At 52.2% G+C, this 13167-nt stretch carries 4 protein-coding genes; 3 read left to right on the top strand and 1 reads right to left on the bottom strand.

The window, feature by feature from the left end; translation table 11 throughout:
- Positions 1-32 precede the first annotated feature (32 nt).
- Positions 33-872 carry a phosphotransferase gene (locus Q4549_RS06205; RefSeq protein WP_303550226.1) on the top strand — a complete coding sequence of 280 codons (840 nt, stop codon included), beginning with the start codon at positions 33-35 and terminating at the stop codon, positions 870-872.
- A gap of 9 nt (positions 873-881) precedes the next feature.
- Here Q4549_RS06205 and Q4549_RS06200 read toward each other — a convergent pair whose 3' ends face one another.
- Complete coding sequence (locus tag Q4549_RS06200; RefSeq protein ID WP_303510625.1) at positions 882-1724, bottom strand: 23S rRNA (adenine(2030)-N(6))-methyltransferase RlmJ; 843 nt, start codon at positions 1722-1724, stop codon at positions 882-884.
- A gap of 1980 nt (positions 1725-3704) precedes the next feature.
- Between Q4549_RS06200 and Q4549_RS06195 the strand changes: the two genes are divergently transcribed.
- Together Q4549_RS06195 and Q4549_RS06190 are read left to right on the top strand one after the other, a co-directional pair.
- Positions 3705-11720, top strand: coding sequence for a hypothetical protein (locus Q4549_RS06195; protein WP_303550223.1), 8016 nt, complete (start codon positions 3705-3707; stop codon positions 11718-11720).
- Positions 11717-13165 carry a MotA/TolQ/ExbB proton channel family protein gene (locus tag Q4549_RS06190; RefSeq protein ID WP_303550221.1) on the top strand — a complete coding sequence of 483 codons (1449 nt, stop codon included), beginning with the start codon at positions 11717-11719 and terminating at the stop codon, positions 13163-13165. The genes Q4549_RS06195 and Q4549_RS06190 overlap by 4 nt, the downstream gene beginning before the upstream one ends.
- Positions 13166-13167 lie beyond the last annotated feature (2 nt).

The raw sequence follows: 13167 nt of genomic DNA, 5'->3' as shown, positions 1-13167 counted from the left end.
TACACTCCTTGATAATAGATTTATGACCGTTGATGGAATCACTCGCTTTGCCTACTTCCGCACTAGAAAAAAACCTACTTAGTTACCTTGAGCGGCACCTAGGATGCATCTTAAAGGTAGACCGTTTAGCGGGAGGGCATCAGCATTCTTGGTTGCTAGAAACCAATACAGAACGTTTGGTATTACGCTTAAATCAACAACAGCCTTGTTATGGCTTGGATTATCAACGCGAAAGAGAAGTATTACAACAGCTTAACCACTTGCCTTGGGTAATTAACATGCATCCATTGAGCTTAAACGGTGAGTTTTTGCTGTATCAGTTTCAAGAGGGTGAAGTAGTAAGCCTTACACAATGGCAACAACCCACGCTTTGGCCGCAATTATTAAAGGTATTGCAGCAACTTCCCTCAGCCGGTAAGGGCTTACCGCATTTTGATATGCTCAAGTACCTACAACGTTATGTAAATGACATTAGTGCCAGCGAGGCTGCAAGCTTTAGACGCCAAGCCTTGCAGTGGATTAAGCAGCAAAATTGGCCGCAGCAACAGGCGTTTAACCACCACGACTTACATCTTGATAACCTACTGCTGAGTAGCGAGCAAAAGTTGTTGGTGTTGGATTGGGAGTATGCCGCAACGTCTATGCAAGGCTGGGATGCCGCCAGTGTTGCGCAAAGGTGTCCGGTAACGGCTGAGCAGCGCGCAGATTTAATCGCAATATCGGGCTTAAACAGTGAGCAATTTGAGCTACTAGTTGTTGCAGTAGCCTTATTAGATTTAGCCTGGTATTGGCAATATCAGCCACAGTGGCAGGGTTTACATATGCGCAGTCAGCAATGGCTGAATGCGCAAGGTTTAGCTAATTCAATTTAGCCGCTTAGCTTACTCTTCAGCTAAGATTTCGGCGCGCCAATTACCTTCACCGTTTTCACCTAACGTTTCTGCTAGGTAAGGCAGCACTTCTTGCATCTCTTTCATTAATGTCCATGGCGGGTTAATCACAATCATACCGCTGGCAGTCATACCAAATTCGTCACTGTCGTGTTGAATACCTAACTCGAACAGTTGAATGTTACTAATGCCGCTGCGGATCAGAGCTTTTTCAAGTTTGTCGATACGGAAGCGTTCAACAACTGGGTACCACAATGCATAAGTGCCAGACGCAAAGCGCTTATGCGATTCAACCAGCGTTTTTACTACTGTTTGATACTCGTCTTTTACTTCGTAAGAAGGATCAATTAACACCAAACCGCGGCGTTCTTTTGGTGGCAGCAAGGCTACACAACTTTGGTGGCCATTCTCTTGGCGAATTTTGCAGCGGCGGTCGCGTTGAAACAAACTGGCAAGCGGTGCTTGTTCGCTTGGGTGTAATTCGTGCAAGAACAAGCGATCGTCGCGGCGTAGCATCATTTTGGCTATCCACGGTGAACCAGGGTAATGCTGGCGGGTTTTCTCAGGATGAATTTGATTCACCAGCTTGAGATAGTTCTTTAATATAGGAGGTAAATCATCAGCGTCCCACAGCTTACCAATACCGTTTTCGTACTCACTTTTCTTTTTCGCTTCTGGGCTATTTAGGCTATAAGCACCTGCTCCAGCATGGGTGTCGATATAGCAAAGCGGCTTATCTTTTTGGGTTAGGTAAGAAATGATCCGTTGTTGTACTAGGTGTTTAAGTACATCGGCGAAATTACCCGCATGGTAGGAGTGGCGATAGCTTAGCAAAGTGTTATCTCGATATTGGTAGAAAAGGGCGCGCAGCAGTGGCTGGCGATATTGCGCTAGTCTAGGTAGAGACTGGCGCAGATGCAAGTTTAACCGCATAAAGCAGCGGCTTAGATGATCTGCTAACGAGATCGCAAAGTAGTTTTTGGCAACGAGGCTATTTTGAGCAGAGCCTTGAGTGTATTTAGCTTATTTACTGACGAGAAATGAGAGGGGGACATTAAGCTGATGTATACGTAACTTACTTTTGTGCAGATCTGAGTTAACCCAAGCGTGCTAAGAAGTTATTGGACAGGAATGAGTTTAGACTGAGGGTGTTGTGTGCCATACTCGGTCGTTCACACCCAATATTGGATCCACTAATTTTCCCTCCAAAGCGGTCACTGGAGGCTCCCATTGATCAGTACCTTCGAATGCTAACAGATGTCTGTTTGACTGAAAGGTACACTCCACAAACGCCAGGAACAGCCCCCTTGACAGGTTTAATCAAAACTCTCGGACACAAAAGGCTATGAGGTTGAGTTGCCGCCCGGCGTCGAGTATTTCTACAAAGATGGTAACCGCCAATCAGCAATGCGTGCCCGGTGGTGGGACGATATGATCGAAGCCTACCAAGAAACTTATCTCGGAACTCTAGAGTATCTCTAGCTCTTCTATGGGGCGAGTAGAGACGTAATACTGCTGCCTCCCATATTCAGCGCAGAAGACCCTGCATGATATTAGCGCGATTTAATAATTCATAGTTGTACAAGCTACGGAAAGTCCCGCAACGAACGCCACAGTAACTCTCTCGTTAATATAGCTTTAAATGGCTAATTCTCGATTTGAAAATCCGCATTTCGCTTCTAAGTTTGTGCCCTGACAATAGACACCCAAAGCCCCTTGAAGAGGGGCTTTCGTATCTCTGGCCAAAGTAAATCACCATCGATGGCAGTGACGCAGTATGCCACTGATTATGCTGCCTTTAGTTGAAATAGTGAAGGTTTAGAACCGCGTTTGAGAACTACAAAATCCTACAGCTACTCTTCAGAGCAATTCTTCCGCGACTTTGGCTCTATCTTGCTCCCGTCTGCTCTTACGATAGTCACACACATCTCGTCTGAGAATTTCTGATCTTCACTGTTAAAGTGATCATCGATGACTTCAGCAACCGCGTTTTTTGCGACCTGCGTGCCGTAGACGCAAGCGCCACCTGCCGCTACCTGCAGCTGTGGGTTTATAAGGAGGCTTGCTAATATCCCACAACCAGTCGCCCCCGCTATATCGGTTGCGGTATCGTCTGCCGCTGCCGAAGCGCTATGGAGAGTTAACGTGAAAAATAGAGCTGTTGCTGCAGCGTACTTACTTAGCATGTACTGATTCCTTTTTTTACTTACATTGAAAACTAAAAAAGTGCCGAATCGAAGATACCCACATTAACGCTGCGGACTCTTCACACCGCAAACTATCACTTGTAACAATTGATCAAATATGGTGAGAGTGCAACATCTAAAGCTCAAAGTGTATACGTTGATGCGCATAAAAATAGAATACCGCGCCTCAATATTGCGGTTATTGTTACAACAATCTAGTTGTTTGTTTTAAGGCAAGCAACGTAAAGGTGTTTGATTGGGTTTAAGGAAGATCGGTAGGAAAACTTTGGTCGCTTACTATCGTCGCAGCTTTAATATTCATTGGCGCCAGCCCGGAAAACCTTTTGCGGAAGAAATAAACTGACAAACCTGAACAGAACTGATTGAGCGACACCTAGCGCTTTCAGACTACGTCAAATTCTGGTCCCGCGAGACGCCCTACAAGTCGTTCAGTGAGGCGGTGACCAGCGAGTCCATTGTAAGTAGCCATACAGAATCTGTCGCTCGATCGCTCGCGGAACTTGCGTCTCGCTAACACTGACGGAATTGATAATCTTGACTATATTCAAGTTTTCGTTATGACGATCTGCTTGTTTGTTGTGAGGTAAGCAACGTAAAGGAGTTTGATATGGTTCCAAGAAGAGCCGCAGGAAAACTTAGGTCGCTTGCTATCTTCGCAGCTGTAATATTCAGTGGCGCCAGTCCAGAAACTCTTTTTGCGGAAGAAATAAACTCACAAACCGGAACAGAAATGATTGCGCTACACAAAGTGCTTTCAGACTACGTCAAATTCTGGTCCCGCGAGAATCCCTACAAGTCGTTCAGTGAGGCCGCGGCCGGCGAGTCCATAGCAAGTAGCCAGACTGAATCTGTCGCTCGAGCGTTCGCGGGGCTGGCGTCTCGCTATCACTACGGAATTGAACATCTTGACTATGACTCAGCTCCAGGCTGGTTCTGCGGCGATGGAGAGAATGTCCTGGAAGTCGAGTGTTTCGATCTTGACAACAGCCTAATGGAGCTATGGGACTATTGGACAGAGGAAGTAGTGATAGGCGCCAGAGGCCGAATAGACGAGGAAAACAGTGAATCTGAGTTCTGGCGCCTGCGCCGCGACCTTGAGACCGCAAGGTTGGAACAGGTCGTCAAGGTTATTTCGCCCTGGATATTGGGCATTGACGAATATAGAAGCGCATTCGTATCCGGTCTTGCTGGTGTTGATCCAGACTCGGGGTTTGACTTCGATGTCGCGCTAGTGGGTGCCTGCCAAGCAACACATCAGCCCAGTTGCGATCGATCGGACTTCGAAGGCGTTGAAGCTCAGTGTACTATCCGTACGAAGAACAATAAAGACACATGCGCCTGGGTTGATGCATACTACGGAGCACATCTTTCGCACCGTAAAAATGCTTATGCTGACTTCTTTTCTGCCGAGTTTTCGGCGGCATACCAACGAAGCCTGCTGGTGTCAGATTCAGATTACGCCCGCTACATTCAGCTGTACGGAATTTTGGAGACTGCAGGCTCAAATGTTACCAATTGGCTAAACCTCGACCTGTCTGGTGTTGAGGCTACGCGACGCGACGCACTCCCGGCCCAGCGGGGCGCTGTTGATCTGCTTGAATCACTTTCGTCAAACGCGATCGACAGTCGTGTGGACTGCCTTGACCCGAACGAAGATGAGCACGCTTTCGATGAGGCCTACTTCGAAGCCTGCTTAGATCCTCTGCAAACAGAACTTGCTGACGTAAAAAAGAGCACCGACGTTATGACTGCCTACTCGACCTCCAAGGTAGAGTTTCTGCTCGCGTTTCGCGACGCTATGGTGCGTGGTGTCACGCAGTTCGAGTCCCGTTTTCCAGGGGTTGCTTCGTTAAACGACCCAAGCGACAAGGTATTGCACAGCTACGTCGCCGCGTTAACACGCCTGTCCTCGATCGGACTGCATGTATCGCGCATTAGCAACATCACGCAAAACAGAACGCTTTGCGACACGGGTGGGAGCGCCCAGCTTGACGAGAAGTCACCCGTCGACTGCGTATTCTCCCCGTCTGGTGAAGACGTTAGTAGTCTTAGCTTGCGCACAGAGCCGCTTCGCTACCTGAAGGTGAAATACAGCGATCCGGCGATCCGGGATCCGACTCTAAGTATTCAGCGAGGCTCCAACGGTGGCTACTTACTCGCGAACAAGGTGGGGATCAGTACGAGTTTTCTTAGGGAATCCCAAAATGTCGGCTCGTTGAATCAATACCGTATATATGATTTTGGCGCCTATGCCCATGGTTTGAGTTCGACCTACGAATTTTCGCTGGACTGCGGCGTCTGGAGCGAAAACGCATTCAAGCTCTGCAGGGAGCCTGCACCTGTCACACTGTCTTGGAACAACAGCAGTCGGTGGTTGCCTCTCGATAAGATCGACGCCGTCAATAGCTTCATCTGGGATCTCGGTGTTTCTCGACTATTCGACGCCTACGTCCCGGAAATAAATTCGCCGCAGGGCAGATTTGATCCGCGGTTGGTGTTCAGCCTGAAGCCGAGCGCGATGCGGCTGAATATTGGGTTCGAGGTTGAGTTGGCACTTTTGTCAGGTGACCAGCAGTCATGGCTGAGGAGTCTCGACGATGTGTCCCGGCAGGTACTGTCGCGCGCTGTATACCAGGTCAATGCGCTGATTGGTGGAGGCCGGCTGAATCCAAAGTGGATCAATACGCCCAACGGATTGGTTGTTGCGGCGTTCGGCATTGAGTCGGTCGCCCCTCTGAAGCTCATGCTGCTCGCATACCCGGCCGGAAAATTCCAATTGCTGACGTCGTATGTCGGCGCCATCGAGTATGAAACCGGTAAGAACAGGGCCAGGATAGCCTGGAAAGAGGGCAAGCCGGTTCTCCCACCAGAGCTGAGCTACGCAATTTCCCTGGCAGGGGCCCAGGTTCCGCCTTCAGCTCTTTCAAACGCCGTTTCGGAACTGCTATTTGGTGCCAATCCGGTGGTCGAGAGTGATGCCGATATTCTGCTTCTGTCCGGCCTGATCGATGACTTGATCGCGGAGCTCTACACAAGTGAAGGCGATGCCCTGCCGCAAACGAGATTGCTGATCGCACAAAGGGTGTACGTTGATGAGCATCTCGAACAGTTGGAAAAAACACTGATCGATGAGTTTACGGAAAGGGTCAATGCTTTCCCTCCCGCGAACGCTCAGAGTCTGACCGCTGATCTTCGGACACGACTGGAATATTTGGTTCGGAGCAGTGCGCTTTTCTCGGAGCAGTTTCCGGTCGGCTCGAGCCCGATTCAGAGGATTATCGGCAACGGCCAGCAGATTCAGGCAAAGCTGATCGACGCGCTCGTCGCCAGTCTTTCTAAAGCGATTGGCGATTACGCCGCAAAGACCTGGACGTACGATTGCATCGCTTCATCACGGCCTGCGACGGCTGTATGCGGGATGCCCAGTCACATGAGTGCGTCCATTAAGGCCTTGGTCAGACGAACGACCAGCTTCGACATCGACGATGACGAGTTTGATAAGATACTCGGCGACGTCCCTCGAGCGGATTTCTTCAAAGAGCTCGAAGATCTTCGAGTCGCCTATGAATCGGCCCTTGTCTCGCAGGCCGATACCCTTTGGATAAGACTTGTTGATGACCGGAGCGCATTCATCAGGCGGTCGGGCCAGGATATTCTTGGAGACCTGCTGCCCGATGCGGTACCGCAATGCCAGCTCCCGGCTAATCAAGGCGCATGCAATACGATGGCAGAATGGCTGGGCGCGTTGGCCTGGTCCATGGTCAACCGTGACGCCGATGCTGGTTACGCCGCGCTCATCGCTTCGCAGCGCGGACCATTCCGGCAGCTTCTGCAAAACATACTGGTTTCCTATGCACTTGATCCTATTAATCCATGGGATCTTGAAAAGGAGATCCCCGAGCTTGCTTCCCGGGTCAGCACGGCCCTGGGTGATCTGCTCGGTGATACGTCGCGGCTACCGACATTTGACCTGGAGTTCGGCGACGCGTCGGTTGAGCGATTAGTACGATCGCAACTGGACGTGTTCGAGTCAGAGACCGGCGAGCTGGTCGTAGCTGCGAACCAGCTGATGCTCCGGGCAGGCGACATTCTGCTTGGGTTCGACTGCAAGGAAACACGGCCTGTCAAATGTCGCTTCTTATCGCCTAAACATGATGATCTTCAGTTCACCCTTGAGAACTCGACGAGCGAGGTCGTGCTCATCAAGCGTGAGGGCCGAGAGACGACAGTCGCCCTCGGTTACGACTACGAGTTTTTCTATTCGATTGCCCCGGCGATTGATGATGTAGTAAACACGCCGGCGCAACTGTTCACCCGTATTGCAGCGGAGTCTGATGAGCTGCAGGCGCAGCATCAGTACGTGGAGTCCGCGTCGCGGGAATTGCGAGAGGCGACCAGGATGGTTGAAGAGCGCGCTTTGAACTATGCGCTCGAATCGCTGGCCGACACACAGTCAATGGTGAAGTCGCTCTGCACCAGCAGTGTGCCCGGCTTCGCCCAGTACTGCGATAACCTGGGTGATCTGCACGAAGCCCTCTTTCCGTCCAATGCTCACATACGCCTGAAAAGGATCGCACAAGCCTACATCGATGCGGAAATCTCCAACGGCAACCTGATTGAATTCTGTGTGCAGTCTTTGCCGGACAGCGGAATAGTATTGTTCCAGGCTGCAAGTGCAGATAGTTGCGATGTATTCGCGGCGGAGGTGAAGGCACTGCTGCGGCAGAGCAATCCACAGGGAGTCACGACGAAAGAAATCTACAAGATCGTTTCGAGAGTTTTCGATGCCTTTGGCAGCAGCCTCGCCGGGAATGCGAATGACGAGCGGTGGATAACCGTTGCAAGAGCGTTGTTCGTTATCGACCAGAGCGTCCTTAACTCGGTGAAATCGATTGCCAATTTCATCCAGGAGGGCGTCTGTCTCGACCTGAAATCTGGCACAATCGCACTGCCCATGACTGGCGCTGATGCGGGAGAGCGGTGCGCGGACAGTTTGACCTACTTCGACTCCATCGAGACCGCTAAAGCAGAAATTCTCGAGCGCGGAGCCCAGGTTGCAAGGCCATTCTTTGAAACCTACGAGCAGCAGCTAAGGGAGCTCGACACGGTCTGCCTCGACCTCACGACACCGGGCTTCGGCTCACAAGCAGACCAGGCGCAGATCTGTGGTTCCCTGCAGGAGATTGTGGAAGCGCCGGAAGACTTTGTAGAAGCGCTCTCCGAGACCGCCGAAACGCTAGCTGTGATGAGAGCAGAGTCATTCGCACTGGGCTACCTGGAATCGTTCGGCGTTACGCAGGAAGTCGGCAACTGGTGCATCGAGCTGGACGGAATAGGTAAAAGTTGTTCGGAGGATCCGAAGGAACTGGTTGAGCAAATAGCGGAATTGACGGAACAACAGGTCACGGCCGAGATTCGCAAGCGAGCAGGGCGGACACTCGAAGAGATTGCGACCCCGGTTCGCAGGGCGATTGAGCAGGAAGCTGCGCGGTTTTGCGAAGAACTCAATGCGTTTGTCGCGAACGACATCAGCCTACTCGGTGGAAAGCTCACATTGGATCCACGCTACGACTGCCCGTCCTCCGACTTCTCTCTAAGAGGCACGTTGGTTGTGGATTCGTTTTCAGAAAAGAACCGCGAAATTCGCATTGAGAACGGGCTGTCCATCGACGTAAAAGGGTTCCGCGCTGCGTTAGCTGCGGGCCAAGTGCCGTCGGTGGACACCATTTCCATCAATTGGTCGCAACTAAAGTTCACTCCCTCTCTGGAGGCTGTTATTCAGGACGAGCTTCGGATCAACAACCGCTACGTAGAGCTTACGGATGTGTTGTCGTCCCAAGATGGGCTAGACATCCGGTTTTTACTTAAACCGCCCAGTTTTGATTTACAGCTTCCGGCTTCGATACGAGTGAACCGAAACACGTTCAACCTTGATCCGTCGATCGCCGGAGATGTCGTAATTGCCAGGCTGTGCGGCGAGATTGACCGGTATGTGACGAGGAGCAGGTTGAGTCCAATTGATGGATTCGTAATTACGGGGTCATCCGAGAACTATTGCGTACAGAGGAAATTTCGCGGATTTGAGTTCAAAGCGAACGTCGACTTCGCCGACCCAATCGGCACTCAAGAGGTTGGCATCATCGTCGATCTCGATCGCGATGTTAGAATCGAACCGCCCGACTTAGAAGTACTAGCGGCCGCCGGAGTCCTGGCCGAGCTGGACCTCGATTACATCAGGCCTGTTCCACCCATCTATAACTATGACGATGGTTTGACGCTGTTCCTCGAGGGGACGATTGAAACGCCGGTCGGACTGAGCCTTACAGCTGGTTTCGCTGTCAGCCCCGGCAGGTTCCGTTTTAACGGTCCAGTCGGGTTGAAGATTCCAGGATGGTATGACACCGGCGTGCTGTCATTCGGCAACCTGGGGCTTTACTTCGATCCGAACGATTCAGTTGTCAGATTCGACGGTTCCCTGTCGGTCGTACCTGGGGCCAGTATGAGCAACCTCGTGGTCATGAAGGGGTCTGCTTCGGCTCTGCCGCGAGAGCAGGAAATCTTAATGGAGAGCACGTTGGTCCTTCTTAGGGTGATTCCGATGGGCTCGTCGGTAACCAGGCTGTCGTTCAAGGAACGACTGTTTGAACATACGATTGAGTCGGGGCCGGCACTCTCCGACGTTGTCGCCATTAACGGGCTGCTAAGGATTCAGGACAGGGTGCCATTTCCGTTCTTCGTCGCCAACGGCGACGGCGATTTGTTCGGCGCCGATATCGCAGAGATGCAGGTCAGGCTCGATCGTGACTTCAGCGGCCTGTTTGGCGCTAAACTGAGAGTGCCGGCACTGGACGACTCAATCGATTTCTCCGTGACGATGGAGGAGAAATTCAGTAACCCGGAAGCGCAAGGCAAGGTTGAGACAAACTCCATACGTCCGTTCAAGTTCGAAATCGAAATGCGGGCGGATACCGAGAGCGTAACGCTTGGCTTGCAGGCCAAACCGCCACCCACCAGCGTCTCCATCACGCTACCGACCTTTAAGCTGCTCACGGCGGACTTTCTGATAAGCCTCATTACCGATATCAAGCTCCGCTTCGAAGTCCCGAGCAACATCGACTTCTCGAACAGTGGCGGGGAGAAGGGTGGCGGGGGCGGTGGCAACGGCACCGCGGACGATGCCAAGCTCGGCGGGGAAGCGGGGGATCCAACGCAGCCAGAGACGGAAAATGGCAAGTACTCTTACTCGCCCGTGTGGAAAATGCATCGTGAGCGGTACAAGAAAACCAAGTGGTTTGGCATCAAGATTGGCTATGAGTGGGCCTATCGGTGGGTAGAGCGGTTTCGCGATTCTCGGTCCGCGCAGCTCAGCCGCTTGATTGGCGTGAGTGCGGCGCAGGCGAAGATCCTCAATCTGTACTACGCCAACATGACCGCATCTGAAGGACAAGCGAAGTACGAGATTTTGGCTGAGAACAAGTCAGCTGGGAGAATCTGGATTTTCGACACGGAAACCAGTAGTCGAGTCTGGAGCGGTCAGTTTTCCGGTCTGTTACAGGACTTCAACGGCCGGGTCGTGACGCACAAACTGGCTGACAAGGACTCGTTCGTCGTTATGCGATACGGCTCGGAAGACCTGAGCATCGCGTTAACAAAATCTGCCATCGATGGCCGGAGACATTTGATACCCGAGACAAGGGAACAAAAAGACGACAGCGCATTTGCACGTTACATCATTCGCGAGAGCGCGAGCGAGATTCGCTGGAAGGGCAACAAAGCGACACCGATACCGATCGGCAACAAAGAGCGCAGTTATCTCGTCGCTATCGGGGACGCAGCAAATGAGGAGGAGTATCGATATGTCAATTTTAATCCGGAACGCAAGGTAAACATCGTGTCTTACGCGATTGGAAGTGCGTGGAAGATGGCGGGCGAGCGGGAATTCATACGCAGGGCGCTGACAACGCAGGAAGAAGGGTTGCATCAGGTGATGCTCACGGCATGTAAGTCCAGGGCGTCGTCGTCGTTCCGCAACCCTTGCGGCCATTTCGCGGTCGCCAGCACGCAGAGCCTGTTTGCGCTTGAACCACAGGATACGACGGTAAGAGTGGCTGACTACTCGGTGAGAGCGCGAGCCTTTGCTGTCGGGCCAGGTGCAAGCACGCTTACCGAGCAGGTCTTTACGCGGGACGGTATGCCTACGGCCGCGATGCTTGAACGCCGCGGTGAGGAGCTGAATTCGCTGCTCGAAAACTACCTTGCCGGTTTGAGCTCTGGTACAGAGATAACGAAGCTGTCGATAGACCTCGACGGCCAGATGCGGATTGCCTCGTTTGCCAACACACAGGGAGGAAAGAAAGTGTGGTCAGTTACCGGAGACCTGGAAATCGAGGGGGAGCGATACAAGTTACGCAGTGCGAGTGGCGACTGCACCAAGGTATTCTGGAAACCGGAATCGCAGAACGGTGCGTTCCTGGCTCCGAGCGCGGAGTCTTTGAAGGCAAACAAAACAAACATGGATACCGCGTTGCTGTTGGGCCTCGGCTTTGCAGGCGCGTATCAGGACATGGGTTTCAGAGCCGACCCGCTTGGGGTTACGTTCAATCAGTGTGGAGAGGGATTATGATCCTTGTTTCGTTATTAACCCTGGCGTCTATAATTGTCGCCGGTTTCTTACTCGTCCTTTTGGTACAGAACTTCACGCGAATGCGGTTCATCGAGACAGATGAAGGCCTCGTATGGTGGACCCGGTTGAAGCTGGTGAAGCTTTATCTATGCGGACTGGCAGCCGCCTTTATATTTGTCGGCCTGTTTTTCTGGGTCGTCGTGTGGAAAGCAAACTCGGCCTACGAAACGGCATCGACGATTGATTATATCTTCTCAAGGATGGACTACGAACGTCGACCGTCGGATAGCGAAGAGCTCAAAAGCTTCTACGACATGTTCGCCTCCTATTTCCAAGCGGAAGAGTTTGAAGAGGATGCTGCCTACGATCCGTCGGTCGCGAACGCCAACATCAATGCGGTTATCATCCGAGAGCGGTTTCTCAATAGCTACATCGTGGACCCTAGTCCGGAAATAATGGTTCAGAACCCCCATCGCATGATGGAGGATGTTGTCTCTGAGAAGATTTTTCCTGTAGAAGCCTGCCAAAGCACCAGCGGCATCCTGCTGGTGCTTTGGGCGAAGGGCTACGGCGGGGCCGCTTTTGACGAGTGGAACCCTCTAAGTGACGGCAGCAATCAGAGTTGCGCAAGCCTGCTGTCCTTCGAGAATGTGCCAGCGCTGGCGAAGTGCGGGGTGGGTGAGCACCTGGGGAACGTCGCGAGCCATGTCAGGGAACGCATCATTCCGAGCCTGGGGGATGCCATGTCCGCTTTGCTGTCTGGCACCTTCCAGGTTCCGTCCGTGGAAGCTATCGTGACAAGCGCGCCCGAGGAGTCGAACTGTGGCAACCTGTTTTCTTCGAGCAGCGGTCAGCAGAAAAGAGAGATCATCGATGCACAGATAAGCGTTCTACGCGAGTCCGTGGGGGTTCCGATGCGGATGGGCGCAGTAGTATTTGGGCCAATTCAGGTACTGCTCCTGACGATCTTCTTTTCGGCCTGCATTGGACTGGGTGAACGACGAAGGCTAGTGAAGTCGAATTCTGAGAAGAACCTGGAGTTGCTTATTAAAGAACGGTGGGACCTGGTCAACGTGCCAGGTGAGAGCGTCGACAAGGTGGCGTTTGAAATCGTCTTCCAGAAGGAGCTGGAGGATGAAGCCGGGTTCCCGATTACGTTTGCGCAGTATGTTCTTGGTATGATCGGTTTTATCGGAACGGTGATAGGCATCGCGGCGTCATTGAGCGATGCCGGATCCGTGGTACGGGCATCAAGCTTAGGCGTGGCCGCCCAGGAAGAAGCGATCTCCAATGTCACCGGATTACTGGGCGTCGCATTTGACACCACGTTGCTTGCGCTTGGGACAAGTGCGGTCGTTTTCTATATCCACGGCTACCTGAGAACGACAGAGAACTCGCAGCTGAGACGAGTGGTCGGCGGTCTGGCTGCAGCTCAGGACGAGTAGTT

This window comes from Agarivorans sp. 2_MG-2023 (assembly GCF_030548085.1).
GTDB lineage: Bacteria > Pseudomonadota > Gammaproteobacteria > Enterobacterales > Celerinatantimonadaceae > Agarivorans.
This window is presented reverse-complemented; position numbering and strand designations above follow the sequence as displayed.

Excerpts from the sequence above, each read along its gene's own strand:
- Q4549_RS06190 (WP_303550221.1), top strand. The coding sequence starts at position 11,717 with ATGATCCTTGTTTCGTTATTAACCCTGGCGTCTATAATTGTCGCCGGT.
- Q4549_RS06195 (WP_303550223.1), top strand. The coding sequence starts at position 3,705 with ATGGTTCCAAGAAGAGCCGCAGGAAAACTTAGGTCGCTTGCTATCTTC.
- Q4549_RS06205 (WP_303550226.1), top strand. The coding sequence starts at position 33 with ATGGAATCACTCGCTTTGCCTACTTCCGCACTAGAAAAAAACCTACTT.